21 protein-coding genes are annotated in these 23,816 nt (G+C 64.1%); 14 read left to right on the plus strand and 7 right to left on the minus strand.

What is annotated here, in order from left to right:
• The first annotated feature begins 1 nt into the window (after window position 1).
• The 3 genes from QA645_RS26575 to moaA all read left to right on the plus strand — a co-directional run bounded on the left by QA645_RS26575 (window position 2) and on the right by moaA (window position 2,504).
• Window positions 2–691 (plus strand): HAD family hydrolase, encoded by a 690-nt coding sequence (locus tag QA645_RS26575; protein WP_254130646.1) that lies wholly within the window; start codon window positions 2–4, stop codon window positions 689–691.
• A 157-nt stretch (window positions 692–848) separates the two neighbouring features.
• Window positions 849–1,331, plus strand: a complete 483-nt coding sequence (locus QA645_RS26580; RefSeq protein ID WP_254193112.1) for a hypothetical protein — start codon at window positions 849–851, stop codon at window positions 1,329–1,331.
• Between the two features lie 120 nt (window positions 1,332–1,451).
• Window positions 1,452–2,504, plus strand: a complete 1,053-nt coding sequence (gene moaA, locus QA645_RS26585; RefSeq protein ID WP_283044487.1) for a GTP 3',8-cyclase MoaA — start codon at window positions 1,452–1,454, stop codon at window positions 2,502–2,504.
• Window positions 2,505–2,519: 15 nt separating this feature from the next.
• Here moaA and QA645_RS26590 read toward each other — a convergent pair whose 3' ends face one another.
• Genes QA645_RS26590 through QA645_RS26600 form a run of 3 tightly spaced genes read right to left on the minus strand, consistent with a single transcriptional unit; the run spans window position 2,520 to window position 6,334 of the window.
• Window positions 2,520–3,881 (minus strand): DUF3100 domain-containing protein, encoded by a 1,362-nt coding sequence (locus tag QA645_RS26590; protein WP_283044488.1) that lies wholly within the window; start codon window positions 3,879–3,881, stop codon window positions 2,520–2,522.
• Between the two features lie 42 nt (window positions 3,882–3,923).
• Window positions 3,924–5,453, minus strand: a complete 1,530-nt coding sequence (locus tag QA645_RS26595; protein ID WP_283044489.1) for an aldehyde dehydrogenase family protein — start codon at window positions 5,451–5,453, stop codon at window positions 3,924–3,926.
• 8 nt (window positions 5,454–5,461) lie between these two features.
• Window positions 5,462–6,334, minus strand: coding sequence for an NAD(P)-dependent oxidoreductase (locus QA645_RS26600; protein ID WP_283044490.1), 873 nt, complete (start codon window positions 6,332–6,334; stop codon window positions 5,462–5,464).
• Between the two features lie 121 nt (window positions 6,335–6,455).
• Between QA645_RS26600 and QA645_RS26605 the strand changes: the two genes are divergently transcribed.
• From QA645_RS26605 to QA645_RS26625, 5 genes are all read left to right on the plus strand, one after another.
• Window positions 6,456–7,385: a LysR family transcriptional regulator gene (locus tag QA645_RS26605; protein ID WP_254193107.1), complete on the plus strand. Its 930-nt coding sequence runs from the start codon at window positions 6,456–6,458 to the stop codon at window positions 7,383–7,385.
• A gap of 270 nt (window positions 7,386–7,655) precedes the next feature.
• Window positions 7,656–8,195 carry a TRAP transporter small permease subunit gene (locus QA645_RS26610; protein WP_283044491.1) on the plus strand — a complete coding sequence of 180 codons (540 nt, stop codon included), beginning with the start codon at window positions 7,656–7,658 and terminating at the stop codon, window positions 8,193–8,195.
• Window positions 8,192–9,793 (plus strand): TRAP transporter large permease subunit, encoded by a 1,602-nt coding sequence (locus QA645_RS26615; protein WP_283044492.1) that lies wholly within the window; start codon window positions 8,192–8,194, stop codon window positions 9,791–9,793. The genes QA645_RS26610 and QA645_RS26615 overlap by 4 nt, the downstream gene beginning before the upstream one ends.
• A gap of 545 nt (window positions 9,794–10,338) precedes the next feature.
• Entirely contained in the window at window positions 10,339–10,926 is a 588-nt protein-coding gene (locus tag QA645_RS26620; RefSeq protein ID WP_349253138.1) for a hypothetical protein, read from the plus strand.
• 147 nt (window positions 10,927–11,073) lie between these two features.
• Window positions 11,074–12,357 (plus strand): M20/M25/M40 family metallo-hydrolase, encoded by a 1,284-nt coding sequence (locus QA645_RS26625; RefSeq protein ID WP_283044494.1) that lies wholly within the window; start codon window positions 11,074–11,076, stop codon window positions 12,355–12,357.
• Window positions 12,358–12,360: 3 nt separating this feature from the next.
• Here QA645_RS26625 and QA645_RS26630 read toward each other — a convergent pair whose 3' ends face one another.
• The gene (locus tag QA645_RS26630; protein ID WP_283044495.1) at window positions 12,361–13,716 is read right to left on the minus strand and encodes an ATP-binding protein; all 1,356 of its coding nucleotides are present in this window, start codon (window positions 13,714–13,716) and stop codon (window positions 12,361–12,363) included.
• A 1-nt stretch (window position 13,717) separates the two neighbouring features.
• On the minus strand, window positions 13,718–14,392 hold the full coding sequence (locus QA645_RS26635; protein WP_254130629.1) for a response regulator transcription factor: 675 nt from the start codon (window positions 14,390–14,392) through the stop codon (window positions 13,718–13,720).
• A gap of 285 nt (window positions 14,393–14,677) precedes the next feature.
• Between QA645_RS26635 and QA645_RS26640 the strand changes: the two genes are divergently transcribed.
• Window positions 14,678–15,712, plus strand: a complete 1,035-nt coding sequence (locus QA645_RS26640; RefSeq protein ID WP_283044496.1) for a serine hydrolase domain-containing protein — start codon at window positions 14,678–14,680, stop codon at window positions 15,710–15,712.
• 236 nt (window positions 15,713–15,948) lie between these two features.
• Here the strand turns inward: QA645_RS26640 and QA645_RS26645 are convergent, their stop codons facing one another.
• Window positions 15,949–16,674 (minus strand): outer membrane beta-barrel protein, encoded by a 726-nt coding sequence (locus QA645_RS26645; RefSeq protein WP_283044497.1) that lies wholly within the window; start codon window positions 16,672–16,674, stop codon window positions 15,949–15,951.
• A gap of 70 nt (window positions 16,675–16,744) precedes the next feature.
• Window positions 16,745–18,370, minus strand: a complete 1,626-nt coding sequence (locus QA645_RS26650) for an outer membrane beta-barrel protein (protein WP_283044498.1) — start codon at window positions 18,368–18,370, stop codon at window positions 16,745–16,747.
• A 442-nt stretch (window positions 18,371–18,812) separates the two neighbouring features.
• Between QA645_RS26650 and QA645_RS26655 the strand changes: the two genes are divergently transcribed.
• From QA645_RS26655 to QA645_RS26675, 5 genes are all read left to right on the plus strand, one after another.
• Complete coding sequence (locus tag QA645_RS26655; RefSeq protein WP_283044499.1) at window positions 18,813–19,403, plus strand: hypothetical protein; 591 nt, start codon at window positions 18,813–18,815, stop codon at window positions 19,401–19,403.
• 238 nt (window positions 19,404–19,641) lie between these two features.
• The gene (locus QA645_RS26660) at window positions 19,642–21,225 is read left to right on the plus strand and encodes a DUF4118 domain-containing protein (RefSeq protein WP_283044500.1); all 1,584 of its coding nucleotides are present in this window, start codon (window positions 19,642–19,644) and stop codon (window positions 21,223–21,225) included.
• Window positions 21,218–21,943, plus strand: a complete 726-nt coding sequence (locus tag QA645_RS26665; RefSeq protein WP_254130623.1) for a response regulator transcription factor — start codon at window positions 21,218–21,220, stop codon at window positions 21,941–21,943. Before QA645_RS26660 ends, QA645_RS26665 begins: the two co-directional genes overlap by 8 nt.
• A 118-nt stretch (window positions 21,944–22,061) precedes the next feature.
• On the plus strand, window positions 22,062–22,184 hold the full coding sequence (locus QA645_RS26670; RefSeq protein ID WP_256561419.1) for a hypothetical protein: 123 nt from the start codon (window positions 22,062–22,064) through the stop codon (window positions 22,182–22,184).
• Between the two features lie 388 nt (window positions 22,185–22,572).
• On the plus strand, window positions 22,573–23,775 hold the full coding sequence (locus QA645_RS26675) for an efflux RND transporter periplasmic adaptor subunit (protein WP_254193095.1): 1,203 nt from the start codon (window positions 22,573–22,575) through the stop codon (window positions 23,773–23,775).
• The last annotated feature ends 41 nt before the right edge of the window (window positions 23,776–23,816 follow it).

The following is a 23,816-nucleotide window of genomic DNA, read 5'->3' on the forward strand; positions in this document are numbered from 1 at the left end:
CATGACCTCCTCCCAAAAGACCTCCCCCTACACTCTCGTCTTCGATCTCGACGGCACGCTTGTGGATACGGCGCCCGACCTGATCACCGCGCTGAATTACGTGCTCGACCGCGAAGGCCTGCCGCCCGTGCCGGTGGCCTCGGCCCGCAACATGATCGGCGCCGGCGCCCGCAAGCTGATCGAGCGAGGCCTGGAGGCCGAGGGCCGCACGGTCACGCCGGCCGACATGGACCGGATGACGGCGGATTTCATCGCCTATTACGCCGACAATATCGCGGTCGAATCGCGCCCCTTCGAGGGGCTCCTGGAGGCGCTCGACCTGTTCTCGGCCCAGGGCCATCGTCTCGCGGTCTGCACCAACAAGCTGGAATGGCTGTCGAAGCGGCTCCTGGACCAGCTCGACCTGAGCCGGCGGTTCGCGGCGATCTGCGGCGCGGACACTTTTGGGGTCCAGAAGCCCGATCCGACCATTTTCCGCGAGACCGTGGCGCGGGCCGGCGGTGAGGTCAAAGCCAGCATCATGGTCGGCGACGCCGGAACCGATGTCGGCGTGGCCCGTCGCGCCGGGGTGCCAGTGATCGGGGTCAGTTTCGGCTACACGGACGTGCCGATCGCCGATCTGAAGCCGGACCGTCTGATCCATCACATGCGCGACCTGCCGGCTGCCGCAAACAGCCTGATGACGGCCTAGCCTCCGCGCAAGGCCCTGACATAGCTGCGTTATTCCACGGAACCCTGCGTTAACCATCTATTAACTATGCGCAGTCCGCCGGTTGCTTGCCCCAGGCGACGCTCATAAGGTCCGCGCGGGGTTATGTGGCGGTTCGTCGCAGTAGAAGTGGATGGTCATGCGTCGTGTCATCGCGATTGCGCTAGCGGGAGCGAGCCTTGGCGGCTGCTCCTCGATGTCTTGGGACATGTTCAAATCGGCGCCGCCGACCGTCCAGGTCCGGCTCGAATCCAATCCCCCGGGCGCCGACGCCAAAACCTCGCTCGGTCCGGGCTGCAAGACCCCCTGCTCGGTCTCGGTTCCCGCGCCGGAGGCTCCGTTCACGGTCGATTACGTCCTCAACAAGTACCAGCCGACCAGCGTGCCGGTGAACGTGATCAAGAATCCCGGCGATTTCACCACGCCCGCGACGGTGACCACCGATCCGAACCCGGTGTTCGCGGAGCTTCAGCCGGCGGTGCCGCCCAAGCCGGTGAAGAAGAAGCCGCACCGGCCGAAGAAGCCGAAACCGGCCGCAGCCGCACCCGACGCGGCGCCGGCCGATGCTGCAGCGCCCGCAGCCGGCTCTGCGTTCCCCGATCCGAACGCGGGCAAGCGCTAATCCAAGCGCTAATCTACGTATACCACCCGATTGTCTCAGCCGCGTCCGATGCTTAGATTGCGTCTCAAGCACCGCTGAAGCAAAGGTGCGCCCGTCGCCGTAAGTGACAAGGCATTTGGTATGAACGGACCTATCGCGAGCCCTCCCGCTCCAGCGAGCCCCCTCGCCGCGCTGTCGAGCGCGATGACCGATCCGTTCGGACGGACCATCTCCTATTTGCGCGTCTCCGTGACCGATCGCTGCGATCTGCGTTGCTTCTATTGCATGTCGGAAGACATGACGTTTCTGCCCAAGGCCGACCTGCTGACGCTCGAGGAACTCGACCGGCTCTGTTCCGCCTTCATCGCCAAGGGCGTGAAGAAGCTGCGGCTCACCGGCGGCGAGCCGCTGGTCCGGCGCAACGTGATGTCGCTGGTACGCTCGCTGTCGCGCCATCTGACGAGCGGCGCGCTGGGCGAACTGACGCTGACCACCAACGGCACGCAGCTGGCAAAGCATGCGCAGGAGCTTGCCGATTGCGGTGTCCGCCGCATCAACGTCTCGCTCGACACGCTCGATCCCAAGAAATTCCGCGAGATCACGCGCTGGGGCGAAATCGACAAGGTGCTTGAAGGCATCGAGGCGGCGCGCGCTGCAGGGCTCGCGGTGAAGATCAACGCGGTGGCGCTGAAGAACCTCAACGAGGACGAGCTTCCCGATCTGATGCGCTGGGCGCATGGCAAGAACATGGGGCTGACCTTGATCGAGGTGATGCCGATGGGCGAGATCGGTTCAGGCCGCATCGACCAGTATCTGCCGCTGTCACTGGTGCGCGCGCGGCTCGCCCAGCAATTCACGCTGACGGATCTCGCCGAGAGCACCGGCGGGCCGGCGCGCTATGTCAGCGTTGCCGAGACCGGCGGCAAGCTCGGCTTCATCACGCCGATGACTCATAATTTCTGCGAATCCTGCAACCGGGTGCGCGTCACCTGCACGGGCACGCTGCACACCTGCCTCGGACACGAGGATGCCTCGGATCTGCGCAAGCCGCTCCGTGCATCTGATGACGACACGCTGCTGGCGGCTGCGATCGACCGCGCCATCGGGCTGAAGCCCAAGGGCCACGATTTCATCATCGACCGCCGCCACGACCGCCCCAGCGTCTCCAGGCACATGAGCGTGACCGGCGGCTAGCACGACCGGGAACGATCAGGCCGGCTTGTGCATGAAGAACTGGGCGATGATCGTCGCACCCAGGAACGTACCCGCATTCGCCATCAGCGAGACAACGACGATCCGCCAGCCGAGCGATCGAAACGCCGGCATGTCCTTGGCGATGGATAGACCCGCAAACGCCAGGAGCGGCGTCGCGAGCGCGAGAAAGTTGATCTTGCCGGTCATGGCTGCGATCTCGGCAGCAAAGGGCATGGCAGGATTGGTCAGGGCCATCGCGACAAGGGATACCCAGACCACGGCCGGCACCCAGCCCTTCGTGAGCAGGTAGATGAGGTGACCGATCATCACGGCCGCCACGATGATCGCGGCGCCGGCGAGAACCGACGCGTCCGGCACAGTCTTGTAGGCGATGTAATTGCCGATCAGGGCAATGAGCGTGCTCACGATCCAGATCGAGAAGCGCTCGATCGCCGACACGTCGGCCGTCTGTTGATGCGCAAGCGTCGCGTCGGCGGCGGCCGGCGACGTCAATTCCTCCGAAGTGGCCTCGCGGCCGCGACCAAGGATCGGCTCGAGCACGCCGTACGCCCAGACCGTGAAAGGCAGCGACAGAAACAGCGTGAAGTACGTGCCAATGGTCGTCGTGATCAGATTGCTCGCCGCGGCGAAGGCAGCGATATCCTTGGCAAGATCAGCGCTCTGTTGAGCTGCAATCGCACCGGACGCGGCCGCCATCATGCTGCCTGAGCCGACGCCGGCCCCCATGGCGAGAGCGAGCGGATCGAAGATGCCGAGACCGGTGATGACACCCGCGAAGATGGCGATGAAGACGGCGCCAAAGATCGTGCCGGTCATGTATTCGGCGAGGACACCACGCCCCTCGGCGCTGTTCATCCCGTACTTTTCGCCGATGATGGCGAGGCTCGGCTCGCGCCCGACGGAAAAGGTTGCGCCGATCGCTTCTCGCTTGATGCCGAGCAGCAGGGCTACCGGCAGGCCGAACACCATCGTGCCGAAAAAATGCCCGAACTCCTGGAACACCAGCGCCCAGCCGGCGGTCAGGATTTTCGGCAGCGATCCGCCGACCAGCAATCCGAGCTTGGCGACAAACAGAAGCAAGGCCGGCTGGAGCGCGGCCGCCGCGATCGTCTGGGTCCCCAGCTCGAACCGCACCACGGCCGGAAGACGCGGACTCGCAAGACCCCAGGCCGCGCCAAGAAGCAGCGCCCAGAGCAAGGGCAACAGCACGACCTTGTAGGTCCCGCCGAGTGGGACTGCGACCGCGCCGATCAATTCAGCGAGCAGGACGGTGACGAAGACGCCGACGAAGACCTTTGGCAGGCCCGACCGATTTGCATCGATTGCGGTTGGCGATGCCGATGTGACGTTGCTCATGCGAAGCCCCCGTTCCACGATGAGATGAATGTCTTGCAGGCGTCACTCCCGCACGCCCGGTGCATAGCCGAAGCCCACAGCGGGCTCGGCCGCGGTCTCGACCCAGACGCTCTTGACCTGGGTGTACTCGAAGAGAGTTTCGACACCGCTCGAACGACCATAGCCGCTCATGCCGAAGCCGCCGAAGGGCGATGCGACGCTGATCGTCTTGTAGGAGTTGATCCAGAACGTCCCGGCCCTGACTTGCGCGGCGACCCGATGCGCGCGCGCGACATTGCCCGTCCACACCGCGCCTGCCAGACCAAAATCGCTGTCGTTGGCGAGCGCGATCGCGTCTTCCTCGGTGTCGAACGGGATTGCGGCAACGACCGGCCCAAAAATCTCGTCGCGCGCGACCGCCATGCTGTTGCTGACGTCGCGCAACACGGTCGGAGCGACGAAGAAGCCGCCCTGCTTCGTGCTCCCGTCGGTGCCGGTCGCAAGCGTCGCACCTTCTGCCAGGCCCTGCTTCACCATCGCGAGCACGCGGGAGTATTGCCGGGCGTTGTTGATCGGCCCGACCTCGGTATCCGCCGCATCGGGTGCACCGACCTTCAGCCGCGCAGCACCATCCGCGACCATCTTGACGAAGCGATCGTAGACGGAGCGCTCGACCAGCAGCCGCGAGCCGGCGACGCAGCTCTGCCCGGCGCCGGCGAAGATCGCCGACTGGGCACCGATCGCGGCGCGCGCAAGGTCGGCGTCGGCGAACACGATGTTGGCGGACTTGCCACCGAGCTCGAGCACGCAGGGCAGCAGCCGCTTGGCGGCTGCTTCCGCGATCAGCCGGCCCGTCGGCACCGACCCCACGAACACCACTTTCTTCACCGCCGGCTGGCCAAGCGCAGCCTGCCCCGTCGTGTGGCCGTAGCCTGCGAGCACGTTGACGAGACCGACCGGAAGCCCCGCCTGCTCGGCGAGAAGCGCAAGCGCCATCGAGGTCAGCGGCGTCAGCTCCGAAGGTTTCAGCAGCACGCCGTTGCCCATCGCGATGGCTGGTGCGACCTGCCAGCCGCAGGTGAAGATCGGGGCGTTCCAGGGCGTGATCTGCAGGACGATTCCGACGGGCTCGCGCCTGGTGTAGTTGAGATGGCTCGACGGCACCGGGATCACGTCGCCATGGAATTTGTCGGCCCAGCCGGCATAGTACTCGAACATCTCGGCGACCTTGGCGACCTCGACGCGGGTATCGCGGATCGGCTTGCCGGCCGACAGCGACTCCAGGCGCGCCAGCTCTTCCGCCTTGCCCTGAATTGCGCGCGCGATCGCCTGCATGACGCGGCCGCGGCCCGCGCCGGTCAGCCGTGTCCAGGCACCTTGTGCCGCGACGGCCGCTTTGGCCGCCTCGGCGACCACGGCCTCGCCGGCATCATGATAGGCATAGAGCGGCGCACCCGTTGCGGGATCGTCGATCGTGATGAGCGCGCCCGCACCGAGAGCGATACGGCCCGCGACGTGAGATCCGATCGCCGCGCAGTCAGGCCAGAACGGGGTGAGCGCATCGCGCAGCCGCGTGTCGATGAAGGGGGTCATGGTGTCGCTCACATCCTGCCGAGCTGCAGCTCGACGATCCTGTTGAAGTCTTCGCCATCGCCGATCGAGCCGGCGCTCTCCGACCAGATCCGCGCGGTTTCCTGCGCGATCGGTAGATCGAGCGCGAGCTTGGCGATGAGTTGAGTGGCCAGGCGGACATCCTTGCGCATCAGCGCCATGGTGAAGCCGGAATCGAAGGCGCCGTTCAGGATCCATGTCGGCAGATTGACCAGCGTGACACCGGATCGGCCGGAGCCGGCATTGAGGCCTTCGAGCAGCCTTGCCGGATCGACCTCGGCGTCGCGCGCGATGCGCATCGCTTCGGCCGCGGTCAGCAGATGTGCCGCGCAGAGCAGGTTGTTGATGATCTTGCAGACGTGCCCGGCGCCGACCGATCCCACATGGACCCGCTTGGCGCTCATGTCGCTGAGGATCGGTTCGACCGCGGCGACATCGTCATCCGCGCCGCCGATCACCATGGTCATGGTCGCGGTGATGGCGCCCTTCGGACCGCCGCTGACCGGCGCATCGATCATCGCCATGCCCTGCGCGGCAAGAGAAGCGGCGAGCCGGCGGGTCGTGTCGGGATGGGAGGTCGAGGTGTCGACCACACGCAGGCCCGGCCTCGCATGGGCGATGACGCCGCCCGGGCCGGCCACGACGGCTTCGACGATCTCGGCGGTCGGCAAGGAGAGGACCAGCAGATCCGCGCGGGCGCAGAGTGGTCCGACGCCTTCGAAAACCGCGATGCCCTCCGCTGCGATCGCGCTGCGGGCCGCTGCCGAGGCATCGGTCCCGAGCACCTCATGCCCGGCTCGCTTGAGCGAGAGCGCCATGCCGCGCCCCATATTCCCGAGCCCAACGACGCCAACGACTGCCATGTCCCTGTCCCTCGCCTCAGATTGCCGTGAAATCATAGGGATCCGGGGCCGGCCCGGGCATCAGCGGCGCGGTTGCCTAATGTTGCCTCATAGGCAACACTTTGGCAGGAGTAACCCGGCCATGATCAATCCAATCGACGAGAACCGGCTTCGCTACCTAGCCGAGGCCGCGCGCTACGGCGCCGTACGCGCCGCCGCCGACGCGCTCGGCGTGAACCCGTCCGTGGTGAGCCGCCAGATCGCCCTGCTGGAGCAAGAGCTCGACGCAGCCCTGCTCGACCGGCACAGCCGCGGGGTACGGCCGACCGAAGCCGGAGAGCTGCTGATCGAGCACTATCGCCGCCACACGGTCGACCGGGACGACACCCTGGCCCGGTTGCGGGAGCTCCAGGGCCTGCATCGCGGTCACATTGACATCGTGCTGGGCGAGGGCTTTGTCGCCGATCTCATGGGAGGCTCGCTCGGCGAGTTCTGGCGCCGCCATCCGCGACTGACCATTTCGCTGGAACTCGCGGGCACCAGCGAGGTCATCCGCGCCATCGCGGACGATCACTGCCACATCGGGCTGGTCTATCACCCGCCCCAGGATCCGCGGATCCGCTCCTGCGCCGCGATCCGCCAGCCGATTTGCCTGATCGCGCGCCCTGACCATCCGCTCGCGAAGCTCCGCCGCGCGGTCAAGCTCCGCGAGATCGCCAAACACACGCTCGGGATCATGCATGCCGGCTACGGCACGCGCCAGTTGCTCACGATGGCCGAGACGTCCGAGAAGATCGGGCTCTCACCCAAGCTGACCACGACCTCGATCAGCATCCTGAGACATTTCGTTCGCTCCGACCTGGGTGTGACCTTGCTTCCGGCCTTCTCGGTTGCGGCCGATCTGGAGGACGGATCGCTCGTTGCCATTCCGGTCGAAAATGCGCTGCTCGCGTCGGCGGAAGCGCACATCATCACCCGCCTGGGTCGCGAACTGCCGAACGCGGCCAGCCAGCTGCTCCGGTTCTTGATCGGCCGGATGAAGGCCTTTCAGAATCGCCCGCCGCCGCCTTAAGCTTTTGACCCGCCGTCAATTTGTCCATTTTCCGATTGACGGCGCACAAGCCCGCTGGTTTGGTGCCCTCGCCTTTGCTTGCCCGGCAGCAATAAGCCGGCCCGCCCCGTTGGCGGTCGCGGTCAAGACGGCAAGGCACGAGGGGAGGACTGACGCCGCAATCGTTCTCGGACTGTGATCCGTGCGATCGCGTGCTTTGCGCACGCGGGCCGAGATTTGCGCGCTGAAGCCTCCTGCCAAAGTGTTAGGCCGCGACGGAGAGAAGGTAAAATGCGTCCATTGCTGGCGGTGAGCAACGCCATCGACGCCCTCAATGAGAAGATTGGGTACGTCTGTAACCTGCTCGTGCTTCTCGCCTGCCTGGTCAGCGCGGCCAACGCCATGATCCGCTACGCCTTCAGCTACTCGTCGAACGGGTGGCTGGAGCTGCAATGGTACATGTTCGCGATCCTGGTGATGTTCGGCGCGTCCTACACCTTCAAGCGCAACGAGCATGTCCGCGTCGAAATCCTCTACTTGATGCTATCCGAGCGCGGCCAGATCTGGCTCGACCTGATCGGCACGCTGTTCTTCCTGATCCCCTCCTGCCTCCTGCTCGCCTACCTGTCCTGGCCGTTCTTCATGCAGGCCTATGACGTCGGCGAGATGTCGGGCAATGCCGGCGGCCTGATCCGCTGGCCCATCAAATTCGTGATCCCCGCCGGCTTCGTGATGCTGGCATTGCAGGGAGTTTCCGAAGTCATCAAGCGTATCGCGGCTCTCCAGGGCTATGTGACGATCGACGCCAAGTACGAGAGGCCGACCCAATGATCACGCTGGAGATGATGCCGCCGCTGATGTTCGGCGGCCTGGTTCTGGTGATGCTGCTCGGCTTCCCGGTCGCGTTCACGCTGGCGGCGGTCGGCCTCTCCTTCGGCTTCCTCGCCATCCATCTCGGTTTCTTCGACCTCAACTTCCTCCAGGCGATCCCCGGCCGCGTGTTCGGCAGTGTGCTCTCCAACGAGCTGCTGCTCGCGATCCCGTTCTTCACCTTCATGGGCGCGATATTGGAAAGATGCGGCCTGGCCGAGGACATGCTGGATTCGATGGGCCAGTTGTTCGGCCCGGTCCGCGGCGGTCTCGGCTATTCCGTCATCATCGTCGGCTTCATCCTCGGCGCCATCACCGGCACGGTCGCGGCGCAGGTCATCGCCATGGCGCTGATCTCGATGCCGGTGATGATCCGCTACGGCTACAACATGCGCTACATCACCGGCGTGCTGGCGGCCTCCGGCACCATCACGCAGTTGGTGCCGCCCTCGCTGGTGCTGATCGTGCTCGCCGACCAGCTCGGCAAGTCGGTCGGCGACATGTATCTCGGCGCCTGGGGCCCCTCGGTGTTCCAGATCATGCTGTTCGCCGGCTACACCTTCATTCTCGGCCTGATCAAGCCGGAGCACGTGCCGCCGGTCCCGCTGGAAGCGCGCACGCTGACCGGCTGGGCGCTGTGGAAGAAGTGCCTGATGGGCATCATCCCCTCGGCCGTGCTGATCTTCGTCGTGCTGGGCACCATGATGATGGGCCTCGCGACGCCGACGGAAGCCGGCGCGATGGGCGCAGTCGGCGCCATCGTGCTCGCTGCGATCCACCACAAGGACTTCACCTCGACCGACCGCAAGATCCTGATCGTCGGCGTGATCGCCGCCGGCATCGGCACTATCGTCGCGATGCTGTTCACCGAGAACCTGATCTTCAAGATCGCGTTCGCCCTGACCTATCTGGCGGTGGCCTGGATCTGCATCTCGGCCGCCCGCATCCCCGACCTGCGCGACCTCATCAAGCAGGGCTACGAATCCACCATGCGCCTCACCTGCATGGTCACCTTCATCCTGATCGGCTCGACCTGCTTCTCGGTGGTGTTCCTCGGCGTCTCCGGCGGCGTCTGGCTCGAGCATCTCCTGACCTCGCTGCCCGGCGGCGTCTGGGGCTTCCTGATCTTCATCAACCTCTTCATCTTCTTCCTGGCGTTCTTCCTCGACTTCTTCGAGATCGCCTTCATCATCCTGCCGATGATCGCGCCGATCGCGCAGAAGATCCTCGGCCCCGTCGTCGGCGACGGACCGGCGCTGATCTGGTTCGGCGTCATGCTCTGCGTCAACATGCAGACCTCGTTCCTGCATCCGCCGTTCGGCTTCGCGCTGTTCTACCTGCGCGGCGTGGCGCCGAAGGAAGTGAAGAGCTCGGACATCTATTGGGGCGCGATGCCCTGGATCGGCCTGCAGATGATCATGGTGCTGATCGTGATCGCTTTCCCGATCACGGTGACGGGCCTCTTGGACAAGCCGGTCAATGTCGACCTCGACAAGGTCAAGATCGAGGTGCCGCAGATCGACCTGCCGCCGCTGGATCTCGGCCCGCCGCAGAAATAGTCGACGCGGACGCGACTGCCCCCCCTGCTCCCGTTGTGGACCCAAGGTGCGCTGGCCACCTTGGGTCACCGTTTTGGAGGACGCAGTTCGGCATCGGCTATCGCGCTGGAATTGAACTGCGCACGAGCACGATCAAAGGGTGCGCGATCCGCGATAGATCGGTGCTCGCGCACCGTTATCGTGCGAGTCCCGTCAGCAGACTTGCCTTGATACATTCGTCGCACCCCGAAGTTTCCAATGTTCACGCTCCGCCGTCGGATTTAAGCTCGCATCCCCTTTGAGGGATCCGTTACGACGCGGACCGGCCGACCAGAAATTGAAAAACACGTTGATTCATTTTGTCCGCACCTCATGCAAGCGAGGTTGCCATGGACCAAGGTTGTTCTCATCAGGACGTTGACTGCCGATCACGGCAACATTCTTCGACAGCCGCAACTCATCGTCGCTGCCCGCTCCTGACCGCGATATTCTGCGCGCTGTGCCTATTCCAGTTCGCGACCAAAGCTGACGCGCAATGCAGCGCGCGAGATGTGTTGCAAAACCAATTGAAGCTGAAGGCGGCACCCCCGAGTTATGCGCCGATCAGCCCGGTCAGATCCGTTGCCGATCTCCCGGTGTGGAAGAGGATCACTGTCGGCAATCTTTCAAGTCCGCTCGCCCTTCGTAACGCGTTGGATGCAATCGGCTGCCATGTGGGGGGATCAGCTACGGAAATCATGGCCCGGCCGACCTTCACCGTCAGCTCCAGAAGGAAGGAAGTGGATCTCGTCACCGTGTCGGCCGCCGCGCTTGGCTTTGGTACCGACACTGTGACCCTGGCCGCAATCTACGCGCGCGCGAAACGGCTCGGTTTGGGGATTGCCGCAGCAGAGATCGGCCCGCAACTGCGGCTTCAATATCTTGACCAGCCCATGGGTGAATTTCTCGTCATTGGAATGGACCCGATCAAGACCTGGATCGGCGAGGAGGTCATTCTGAACGTCGCCAATGGCGGAGCCGGGCTCATCCTCATCGGCCAGGACGGCAGTGCCAACGCCACGATATCAACGATCTCGCGCTTCGTCTTCGAGCGGCCAAGCGAAGCTGCGTCGGTTGACCAGCTTGATCAGGCAGCGGAACTCCTGCCGCCGTGAGCGCAGGACGGATCGTCGCTTACCGAGTAGCGTCTGTCGACGCGATCCCCCTCACCCACACGGCGAGGGGTGCAGCGTAACTGTAGCGTGACAAGCGCCGGAAACGGAGGCATACCGGGCCATCATCCAACCAATGGTCCGTCGCGCATGTCCCGATCGCTCCTTGCCCCATCGTTCGCTGGCACGTTCATCGCCTCGCTCTGGCTCGCCTGCGCTGTGGCGCACGCCGAGCCGATGGCCGACGTCCAGGCGCTGGCGCAGAAGGAGCAGCAGCCGCTGCTCGACACGTTGCGCGACCTCGTCAACATCGAAACCGGCAGCAGGGATGTCGAGGGCCTGAACGTAATCGCAGGCCGCGTGGCCGACCAGCTCAAGCAGCTCGGCGGCACGGTGGAGATCCTGCAGCCCACCGACATCTATCGTCTCGACGACACGCCGGACAAGATCGGCCCGGCCGTGCACGCCACCTTCAAGGGCACCGGCACCAGGAAGATCATGCTGATCGCCCATATGGACACGGTGTACCTGAAGGGCATGCTGAAGGATCAGCCGTTTCGCATCGACGGCGACAAGGCCTACGGCCTCGGCATTGCCGACGACAAGCAGGGCGTCGCGCTCATCCTCCACACCGTGGCGATGCTGCAGAAACTGAACTTCAAGGACTATGGCACGCTCACCGTGCTCACCAATGGCGACGAGGAGATCTCCTCGCCCGGCTGGCGCAGCACCATCACCAAATTCGCCGCCGATCAGGACGTCGTGTTCTCGTTCGAGGGCGGCGGCACCGACGGCACGCTGCGGCTCGCCACCAGCGGCATCGGCTCGGCCTATCTCACGGTGACCGGCAAGTCCTCGCATGCCGGCGCGCGGCCCGAGGGCGGCATCAACGCGCTCTACGAGCTTTCGCATCAGGTGCTGCAGATGAAGGACCTGTCGAAGCCCGAGCAGGGCCTGAAGCTGAACTGGACGGTGTCCAAGGCCGGCACCAACCGCAACGTGATCCCTGCCGAGGCCACGGCGCAGGCCGATGCGCGCGCGCTCAAGGTGTCGGATTTCGACGAGCTGGAGAAGGCGCTGCAGGACAAGATCAAGAATCGCCTGCTGCCCGACTCCAAGGTCGAGCTGAAGTTCGAGGTGCGCCGTCCGCCGCTCGAGGCCAACGACGCTTCGCGTCGCGTGGCCGCCTATGGCAAGACGATCTATCAGGAGCTCGGAATGCCGCTCAAGGTCGACGAGAAGGCGACCGGCGGCGGCACCGACGCCGCGTTTGCCGCGCTCAAGACCAAGGGCGCCGTGGTCGAAGGCATGGGCCTGTCGGGTTTCGGCGCGCATTCCAACGACGCCGAATACGTGAAGCTCGACACCATCGTGCCGCGCCTCTACCTGACCACGCGCATGATCATGGATCTGTCGACCGGCAAGCTGAAATAGCGGTCAGCTTCGGCCGACGGCGGAGGCCCCCTCCTCCGCCAGCCTGAACCGCAGCGTGAACTCGGCGCCGCCGCCGGGGAGATTGTCCACTGCGACTGTCGCGTCGTGATCGTCGGCGACGCCGCGCACGATCGAAAGGCCGAGGCCCGCGCCGTCGCTGCGCTGGCGATCCCTGCGCCAGAAGCGCTGGAAGATCAGCTCGCGTTCGGCTTCCGTGACGCCCGGACCGCAATCGCGCACGCGCACAGAGCCATCGTCGCCGACTTCGACGTCCACCGACGTCTCCTTCGCGGTGAACTTGATGGCGTTTTCGGCGAGGTTGAAGACTGCGCGCTGGAGCATCTCGGAATTGCCGTGGATCAATACCGGCGCGTCGGCGCCCCGGAGCGCGATGTCCTTGTGCTGGGCGATCGCGAACGGTGCGATCGCGCCGACCACCTCGGCGCACACGGCGCGCAAATCGGCCGTCTCGCCGGGATCGAGCACCAGCGTGTCGAGCTCGGCGATCTCCAGGAGCTGGGCGACGATCCGGCTCATGCCCGCGATATCGTCATGCAGCGCCTGCTTCGCCGCGCCGTCGCCGAGCGTCTCGATCCGCGTGCGCAGGATCGCGAGCGGCGTGCGCAGTTGATGGGCGGCATCGGCCGTGAACTGGCGCTGCACGCGAAAACCGTCCTCGAGACGATCCAGCGCCTGGTTGACGGCGGTGACGAGCGGCATGATCTCGCGCGGAATCTGCTCCGTCGGCAACCGGATGTCGGTGCGCGACGGGCCGATATTGCTGGCCTCCTCCGAGGCCATCCAGAGCGGCGCGATCGCGCGGCGGAAGATGAAGATGTCGATGGCGAGCAGGATCAGGAGGATGGGAATGGTGATCCACCCGACCCGGCGGAAGAAGTTGGACACGATGTCGTCGGTGATGACGTCGCGATGTGACAGGTCTTCCGCCACCTGAATGCGGACGGTGGTGTCGCCGATCGTCTGGGTCACGTCGGCGCCCGAGATCGACTCCGATTCGACGCTACCGGTCTTCTTGTGCGACGAGAACAGCAGGCGTCCGTCGGCATCGCGGATGTCGTACTGGTAGCGGCCATAGGCTTCCGAATAGAGACCGCGCAGGCTGTCGGGCAGATTGAACGTCACCTTGCCGTCGGGCTGGACCGCGATGCGCTCGGCCAGGGTCTCGGCCTGGGCCCGCATCGCGGCGCGATGCAGCTGGTCGATCTCCGAGTTCAACAGCCAGAACAACACCAGCGGCAGGAAGATCGCGACCACCGCGATCGCGATGATGTGCAAGAACACGATGCGCGAGATCAGCGATTTGAACGACGGCCTGGCGAATGACCCGGCGGCGCCCACGCTATTTCTCCTCGGCCATCATGTAGCCGACGCCGCGGATGGTGTGGATCACGACCTTGGCGCCATGTTCGGTGAGCTGCTTGCGCAGCCGGGAGACGTACACTTCGACCGCGTTGGAGGCGACCTCGCCCTCGAGGCCGAAGATGTGATCTTCGACGTTCTTCTTCGGCACCACCCGCCCCTGCCGGCGCAGCAGGATCTCCAGCACCGAGGTCTCGCGCGACGAGATGATCCGCGGCTTGTCGTCGATGAAGATCTGGCGGCTTTCGGTGTCGTAGACGAGATTGGCGAGCCGCAGCGAGCGGCCGAGCAGCTGGCCCGGACGGCGCAGGATCGCCTCCAGCCGCGCCACCAGCTCCTCCATCGCGAACGGCTTCGCCAGGTAATCGTCGGCGCCGCTGCGCAGGCCGTTGACGCGGTCCTGCACGCCGCCGCGCGCGGTCAACACCAGCACCGGCAGCGGTTCCATCTGCCGCCGCAGTTCGCGCAATACCGACAGGCCATCGCCGTCGGGCAGGCCGAGATCGAGGATCATCGCGGCATAATTGACATTGTGCACCGCCTCGCGCGCCTCCTCGGTGCTGCCCACGATGTCGCTCTCGTAGCCGGCCGCCGCCAGCCCGCTGGCCACGAGCCGCGACAGCTCGGCATTGTCCTCGACGATCAGAAGGCGCATTTGCTTGACGCTCGATATCCAGCCGGTGGCCGCCGCCACCGCAATTGAGATCATATCGCTGCTTTTTCCACCATTCGGCCGGGTTCGCCAGCAAAAAGCGAATGCGCGCCGGCCTGGGGGCATCAGGCCTTCGCTGTCAGATCCACGTAAGCTTGGTAAACGCGAACATCCACCGAACGACAATCGCCGCGGGATCGGTCACCAGGATGGCGCAATTCGAATGCGATACGGTGCCGGAACGACCCGGCACGCGACGAACTCATCTGCCGGAAACGGAAGGGTCCCATGGATCGACGCGGGTTTCTGTTGGCTTCTTGCGCAACCTTGGCGCTAGCCGGTCGTGGCCATGCCGACGATCTTGATGATCAGGTGGCGAGGCTGGCGTCCGAGGGACACGTCTGCGCCGTGTCCGCCAACATGTTGAAAAATGGGCACGAGGCGCGCGCGCTGTCGGCCTCCGGCTGTGGAGCGAATCCCGGATCCGATGCTGTCTTTCAAGCGGCGTCGCTGTCGAAGCCGGTTGTCGCCTACGTCGTGCTCCGGTTGGCGCGGCGAGGAGAACTCTCGCTGGACCGTCCGCTCAGCGAGATATTTCCTGACGGATATCAACACCGCCAAAACCTGTTCGCTTTGAAGGCCGCTCCGATCGTCGACACGGTACCGGTCGACGTCTTGCGCACCGTGACGCCGCGCTTGCTGCTGTCCCATGGCGCCGGGTTTCCCAATTGGGCTTCCGATGGGCCATTGACCCAGACTTCTGCTCCAGGCACGCGCTGGCAATATTCCGGCGAAGGCTACGTGCTGCTGCAACGCATGCTGGAAACCCTGACCGGCCGGCCGCTGCAGCAATTGGCGGAGCAGGAGCTGTTTGCGCCGATTGGATTGACCAATACCGCGTTCAAACTGACGCCTGCGATCCAAACACAGCTCGTTGCGGGCTCGCCCCGCCAGCTCCGTTTCCCCTATGAGATCGCCGCCAGCTCCCTCTACACCACGGCGAACGACTATGCCCGCTTCATGGCCGCGGTCCTCAACGACGAACAATTGCTCTCGTCGATCACGCGCGATCCGCGGAAACTTTCCGCACCACGTCTTTCCTGGGGGCTTGGTTGGGGACTCGAGGAAAAGGACCATCCGGTCGCGATTTGGCACTGGGGCAGCAATCCCGGATTTCGCGCGCTCGCCATGGCCAACCTTCAGTCACGCGATGCGATCGTCGTGCTGACATCCTCCGATGCCGGAATGCCATTGGCCAAGACCCTCTTGGGCTCGGTCATGCCGGGAGATCATCCCGCGCTGGCGCTGGACCTGGTGCGGTAATGCCCTCGCCCGGCCCCGCCACCGGGGCCGGACAGGACTATTCATTGACTCGGCCACATCGGATATTTTGGCCCTCCGTAATAGCGCATCTGGTGAATATCGGATGAACCTGCCGCGGTCGCGCCGAGATCGCTCACGCAGCCGGCAAGGCAAGCGCCGAGCCCTGCCAGAATGATCATCGTCGCGACTATCCGAGCCGGCCGTTTAGCGGTCATGTTCTCCTCCCCCTGGGCGCGTCAGTACTTGGCAACGACCGCGTTGCCACCGAACTTGAAGTCGAGTCCGAGTGTCACGACCGAATAGGTGTTGGCGACCGTATAAGGCAGCGCACCGTTGGTCGGCGCGTCGCGGTGGAAAGTGCCGAGATCGAGATAGCGATACTCGAACTTCCCGATCAGATTGTCGGTGATCGCATAGGCGATGCCGCCGCCGGCAGCCAAACCGCTGCGCGTCGCCTTGAACGTGTCGACGCCAAAGCCTGGATTGGTGTTGGTGTGGGTCAGCTCGCCATAGGCCCAACCACCCGTGAAGAACAGCAACAGCCGATCGACCGCGATGCCGCCGCGCGCCCGCAGCGTACCGCCCCAGCCGAGCTTGGTCGCGTCGTCCCAGCCGAGCGCGAAATTATCACCGCCCTTGATGTTCGAGCCGAATCCGTCTGCCTCGACACCAACCACAATGCTTCCGCTCTGCCATTGGTAGCCGACTTCGCCGCCACCAAGGCCACCGGTCGATTCGTAGTTCGCGGTGAAATTGGCAAAGCCGGCCGGACCAGTCGCGTTGTTGACGTTATGATTGCCGAGACCCCAGCCGCCGAACACGCCGACGTAGAAGCCGGACCAGTCGTAAGCGGGCGTCGCGAGCGGTGGCGCCTTGCCGTAGATCGGCAGATCGGCGCCGAGCGCCGGCGACATCGCCCCCAATGCGCAAAACGCGACGGTCGAGAGAATGAGTTTCTTCATGGTTTGCCCCTGTCGAATGTGTGCCCCGCGATGCGGGCGGCGCGCTCCGAGCGCCGGCCCGCGCGCAGGATCAGAAGTGGATGATGATGTCGGCCGAACCGATGACGGCGGTCTTCTTGTTCGGCGGGATCCCGAGGTTCGCATTGCCGTTGAACGCTGGTGCATCCAAGGCACGATAGATCGACACTTCGGGCCGCATCTCGATCTGCGGTGAGAACCAGTGCTGCCAGCCCAGACCCGTCTCGACGTAACGTGTCTTTACACCCGTGCGCTGCCCCTGCTTGTCGTCGAACCATTCCAGGCGATACGAGATGTTGTCGAGCTTCGTCGGGCTGTAATTCACATAGGTCAGGAACGTCTGCACCGAGGCGGTGCACGACAACTGGGTCGTGTTGCCGCAATGCGCGCCGAACGGCGCATTCCACGGCATCACGTCGAGCGAGAACGGCGTTCCGCTCGCGACGAGCGCGACCGAAGCCGGATTATCGAGATTGAGAACGTTGTTCTGGTGCTCGTTGTAGGTCTCGAACGAGATGTGCCACTGGTCGTTGAACTTGTGATAGTAGGTCAACCCGTACCATTGGAGGTTATTGTAGCCCCAGGTGCCGTTGTTGATCCCGTTCGCGACGACGTAGACGCCGTCTTTGCCGCTGTCGGTGACATAGCGGACGCCGGCGCTGAAGGAGGGTTGGGCGCCGGGATCCTTCAGCATGGTCGTGTCGGGAAACAATGGATTGGGGTTCGCGTTGGGAATCTTGGCGCCCACATGCCAGGGCATCGCTTCCGTTCCCACGGAGACGCTTCCCTGCACCATCCAGTTCTTGTTGAGCGAGAGCGAGGCGTTGATGCCCGTGTTCGTGTAATTGTCGAACGTATACGTCATCGAGTGCGTATACATATAGTTGTTCGGTGCGAGCTGTGCCTCGATGTCGGGGATCGAGATGTAGCGGCCAAAGCGGAGCAGCAGGCCGTCGGCAAGGTACGGGATGAAGACTTCGCCATAGGCCATCGGCATGTCGTAGCCGTAATTCTTGTTCTGCTGGAGCAACTGGTTGCTCCACAGGCCGTACGCCGTCGTATAGCGATAATTCTCGCCATAGATGGGCGCGATACGGAAGCCCCAATCGACATGATCCTTCTGCACCGTATCAGGCAGGCGCTCGATGTAGACCACAGCCTGATCGAGCTGCACCGTATTCGGATTGTAATCATACGCCGCAGGCGAGTTGCCGCCGCGAACGGTGTTGTTGCTGAGGTTTCCGCCGGCATTGATCCAGCCATACACCTGGATGTGCGAATCGTTCATCGCCTGCCCGACCGAAGTATTGCCGAGCGCACTCATCAACGGGCTGTCGACCGAATTCGGACGCGTGACGCCGATGCTGGTCGTACCGCCATAGGGCCATTCGCTGAACGGCATCGGCGGAATGCTCTGCGGCGTCGCCGGCCAGGCGTCGCGGCGCGATGCCGGCGCCTTGGGATCGGAAGGCGCGGCGTCCTTGCCCCATTCGAGCCGGTAGTAGTTGATGAACCGGGTGAAGAAGTCGTTGCCGAGATAGGAGTCCAGGCAGCCGTAATTCTTGTACGGATCGCAGAACGTCTTGCCTGCCGGCGGAAGCGTGTCTCCCGCATTGGCGGCGCCGCCCATCCCCATCATCGCGACCAGCGATGCGCCTGCCAGAAGATACTTTCTCATCATGTTGCCCCAAGCTGTTGGTACCGACGCCTTCAAGGCGTTCTTCGGTTTGGTTAAGCTTGGCGTCATCCTTCGTGCGGGGCGCAGAAAAAGGCGATACGGATTGCCGCGCGCGTTCGTTAAAATAAAATAGCGCAACGACGCGCTTCTCCGTCGTTTGCACGCATACTGATCAATTGCCCGCGCCGTTTGCTCAAGGCCTCAGCGAAATCATGAACATTTTGCGGACGAATGATGTCGCAGCGCAAACGTTTCCCTCGCGCTGTGTCATTTTCGACATAGTCGTTCGAAGTGTCTGCTCGAATTGAGCGCAAATGCGATCGCGCGACCCGACGCGGCTATTTTTTTGCTACGCCGGTGGGCCGGATTGTTGATCGAAGATTTATGGCCGGACTCGCTAGTCTTCTCGTACGGACTAGACTCTGCTTTGCGAGGTTCGACCATGGAAGCCGTGACTCATGCTGCGGGCGTCGCAGGTGGTCCCTTGCGGGACGATACTGCAACTGATCTCTCGTTCCTGCCCGGGACGTTGATGGGGCAATGCCGCAGCCTGATCGAATCCTATCATGAGGTTCACGGCTTCGCGTCGCTGCCGAACATGCTCTGGCAGTTTCGCATGGGCCCCCTGATCGAGCGCCACAACGAGCTTCGGCAAGTGCTGCGCAAGGCCTCGACCACGCGTAGCGCCAAGAAAGCCAATGAAGGGTTTGTCCAGATCGCGAGCACGATTCTCGCGCTGGAAATCCTGGCGAGCAGCTTTGCCGGCTGGAACGCCATCTATCCGGTCGCCGGCGAGAGCGCGCGCGACGTGCTCCGGCGCAACGCTCACGGATCGCACATGCCGCTGATGGACTTCTATCTCTATCCGCCGAAGCAGATCAGCGCAGCCGCCATTGCCACGCTCGCGCCTCCCGCCAGCCGATCGCATGACGAGCCTGGCCTTTATCACGCGTCGCGACCCGAGTTGTCGGGCGAGCGGCGCGCTCTTCAATATGCAAGCATGCTGCTCGACTCCGTAGATCTACGGAGCTGAACGGCTATTACTTTTTTATTTCCGCCCGCATTCAACGACATAGATTTTCTACGCCAATTCGGCCCATCGTTGGCCTGCTGGGTAAGTTGACGACATCGCGGGGTGGATTTGCGCCCTGACGTGATCCGCTGCGGGGTGCCGACGGGCTCTCGCTGGGATCATTGATGTCCTTTCCTGAAGGCACGCACGTACTTTGATTGTAAATCTCCCACTTGGCCGCATGCCTTCAACGGCGAGCATGCGGACGACCAGACCTGGCGTTGAAGCCGGCCGCCTCATGGCGGCGGACGAGCATCAGCGGCCGCGCGCGCTTTGGCGCACCGTGTCGCCTCTTCTGCTGTCGGTGCTCGGCGTTGCCTTGTTCACGGCGCCCCTGCTCGCCTTCAGCCGGAACGTGGCCACCAGCCTGGTACCGATCGCTTATCTCATCCCCGTGATCTTCGCAGCGACCAGGTGGGGCATCTGGCCTGCCATGGTGGCATCGATCGCGGCCATGGCGGCCGCGGACTTCTTCTTCTTCGCCCCGCTCTACAGCTTTCGTGTCGACGATCCGCAAGAGGCGGTTGATCTGCTGCTGTTCCTGATCGTATCGCTGGTCAGCAGCAATCTGGCATCCCGGCTGCGCCAGGAGACCGAACGGCTCCGTCGGAGCGAGAAGGACATGCAGGCGCTCTACGACTTCTCGCGCAGGCTCGCGTCCTGCTTTACCATCGCCGACCTGATCGCGGCCATTCAGCAGCATTTCGCGCTTGCCTTCGGTCATCCCGCCACCTTCTTCGTGACGACGTCCGATGGCCACATCGAGCCACCGGATTCACGCTTTGCGCCTCCGACGGTGCAATCGGGTGCTGCCGCCATGAACTCCGGTGTCGGACCGATGTCGCGGACCATCGTCGACGAGACCAGAAGCGAGCTCTGGCTGCTGCGTGCGATCTCCTCCGACGATACCATTCACGGCGTCATCGCGGTCAATATCGGACAGGGCCCGCAACAGGCGATCGCGACTCGGACGCGCCGGATCGAGGCCATTCTCGATGAGACGGCCCTGACGCTGCAACGTCTGGACATCGGCAAGGCCATGGAGAGCGCGCGGCTGCACCTGCAGGGACAATTGCTGCGGGACGCCTTCCACGGCACGCTGTCTCACGAACTCTGCTCGCCGCTCGCTGCGATCCAGGGATCGGCAAGCGTTCTGGATTCGATTCCCGCGATCCGCAGCGACGCCCGCATGCGCGCGCTGGTCGACGCGATCTCCGACGAGACCGCTCAGTTCGACGGCTATATCAGAAACCTTCTGAGCGCGACCCGCGTCACCGCAGGCGGGCTGAGCCCGCGCCTCGAATGGGCCGATCCGAGGGATATCGTGAATGGCGCAGCCAGACGGCGCGGACGCCGGCTCGGTGCGCACCGGATTGAAATCACCTTTGCCGATGATTTGCCGCTGCTCCATCTCGATTCCGGATTGATCGAGGAAGCCTGCGGCCAGATCCTCGAGAACGCCGCGAAATATTCGCCGTCCGGCTCGACCATATCCGTCGACGTCAGGTCGGAGCCGGACCGCCTGATCATCCGCGTCTCCGACCAGGGCGTCGGCATCACCCCGGACGAGCAGGGAAAGCTCGGGCGCCGGTCGTTTCGCGGGGCGCGACACCAGGCCTCCGTGCCCGGCTCCGGCCTCGGCTTCTGGATCGCATCGACCTTTGTGCACGCCCATGGCGGAACGATCTCCGTTCAGAGCCGGGGACAGGGGCAAGGGACCGCCGTCACCATCGCCCTGCCCGCTGCCGCATCCTCTCCCGAAACGATGGCCTTCCATGAGTAAGCCGGCAAACGTGGTTCTCCTGATCGACGATGAGCCGAAGATCAGGCGCTTTCTCCGCGCCGGTTTCGAGCTCAACGGCTTTGTCGTGCTCGAGGCCGAGAACGCGACCGAAGCCCTGAAGATCGCGACGTTCAGCGCGCCGGACCTCATCGTTCTCGACCTGGCGCTGCCGGACCTTCACGGCGCCGAGGTGCTCGAACGGATCCGCGCCTGGTCGAACATCCCGATCATCATTCTCTCCGTCGCCGCGGGCGAAGACGACAAGGTGCGGCTGCTGCAGGCCGGCGCCGACGATTATGTCGTCAAGCCGTTCGGCATGGCCGAGCTGCTCGCACGCAGTGAAGCCGCGCTGCGGCGCTATTTCAAATCGGCGACGGAGAATCCGGTCGTCGTCGCCGGCCCGCTCTCGGTCGACCTCGTGACGCGCACGGTGTCGCTGAACCAGAGCCTGGTTCGCCTGACGCGGAAGGAATACCGGCTGCTGCACGTGCTCGCCATGCATGTCGGCCTCGTCGTCACCCACGACCAGCTGCTCAAGGAGATCTGGAGCGGCAATCAGCGTGATAACATCCAGTACCTGCGCATTCTCGTGCGCAAGCTGCGCCAGAAGATCGAGAGCGACCCGAACCAGCCCCGCCTGTTGATCACGGAATCCGGCGTCGGTTACCGGCTTCAGAACCGGTTCGATCCCGTGCCCGTCGCCGATCGGGTCGGCTGATGCCGGCCCCTTCCCGGACACGCAGATCACCGATGCACGGCGCGGCGCCACGCCTGTAAAGAAATAATATATTTCACCGCGCAAACCGCCTACCTTGCACAACAAAGGGGCGGATGCGGTGGACTTCCTCGTTCAGAAATTCAGTATTTTCGGTTTCGAAGGCCAGTACTGGATGCTCGCCGGCGCCGTCGTTGTCGCCATTTTCGTCATCTTCGTCTGGCGGACGCGCGATCGGACCTGACCGCTGCCGCGTCCGGGAACGCAAGAGGCCGACCACTTCAACGCGATGTGATCGGCCGCGGATCAACGATCGATCCACGCCACCGCATGATGGCGGCGCAGGCAGCGGCGCTGTGCAGTCGACCGGCTTTTGTTCAATCGGGCATCGGCGCACGTCTGGCGCTATCATTTCTGTATTTATATCCCCCGTTCCTTCTATCGAAACCAGATCAGCGGATCGCTAGTACTGTTTTGGGCCAACCACGGTGACGTCGCACTGTCAGGTGTACGTCAGTTGGGCTTGCTAACAAGATTCCGTCCGCCGCGATCGCTTCACGCCGCGCGCATTGCGCAGTGGTCCAGCCGATCGAGAGCACGGACATCCGAAGCGGATCAAACGGGGCTCTGTGATGGCATTTCGCATCAAGCATGCGGGCATGACGGCGAGCATTGCGGCAATGGCCGCCATCGCCGGCGGCGCCTGGTTTTTGACGCACACCGGCGAATTGCGCTCCGCCAAGGCGGAGCAGCCGGCAGCCGCCAGCGACGTCGATATCGCGCAGCAGACCATCACCATGACCGACAAGCAGGCCGACGCGTTCAAGGTGCTCGCCGCCGAGCCGCGCGCCTTCCGCGTCGTCAAGCAGGCCGTCGGCTCGATCGACTTCAACCAGAACATGCTGGTGCAGGTGTTCACGCCAAATCCCGGCAAGATCGTCGACACCTTCTTCAACGTCGGGGACACCGTCGCCAAGGGCGCGACGCTGTTCACCATCGACAGCCCCGATCTGCTGCAGGCTGAATCCACGCTGCTGGCCGCGGCCGGCGTGCTGGAGCTGCAGGGCCGCACGCTGACGCGCGTGAAGCAGCTCTTGAAGACCGGCGGCGGCGCGCAGAAGGACGTCGACCAGGCGATCTCCGACCAGCAGACGGCCGAAGGCAATTACAAGGCGGCGCGCGACGCCGTGCGCATCTTCGGCAAGACCGACGAGGAGATCGATCGCATCGTCGCCGATCGCAAGGTCGATTCCATCCTGATCGTGCCGAGCCCGATCGCGGGCCAGATCGTCACGCGCAACGCCGCACCCGGTCTCTACGTCCAGCCCGGCAACGCGCCGGCGCCCTACTCGCTCGCCGATCTCTCGACGATGTGGATGGTCGCCAACGTCATCGAGACCGACGCGCCGTCCTACCGCATCGGCCAGTCCGTCGCCGTCAGTGTCCCCGCTTATCCCGGCGAGGTGTTTCGCGGCCACGTGACGACGCTCGGGCTGAACATCGATCCCACCACGCACCGCCAATTGGTCCGCTCCGTGATCGACGATCCCGCCCACAAGCTGCGCGCCGGCATGCTGGCCGGCTTCTCGATCGAGACCGAGGGACCGAAACAGTCCGTCGCCGTGCCTGCGGACGCCGTGGTGCGCGAGGGCGACGGCACCATGACGGTGTGGGTGACGCCCGATCGCCACCGCTTCGAACGGCGCAGCATCACGGTCGGCATCGCGCAGGACGGCTGGTACCAGATCCTCGACGGGCTGAAGCCCGGCGAGCTGGTGGCTTCGAGCGGCGCGATCTTCCTCTCGAACAAGTTCGCCACCGCGGTCACGGGCTGATCGAGGCGTCGATCGCCCCGGCGCGCCGGTTCTGAGTCAAG

The sequence above is a fragment of the Bradyrhizobium sp. CIAT3101 genome, from assembly GCF_029714945.1.
In the GTDB taxonomy this organism is placed as follows: domain Bacteria; phylum Pseudomonadota; class Alphaproteobacteria; order Rhizobiales; family Xanthobacteraceae; genus Bradyrhizobium.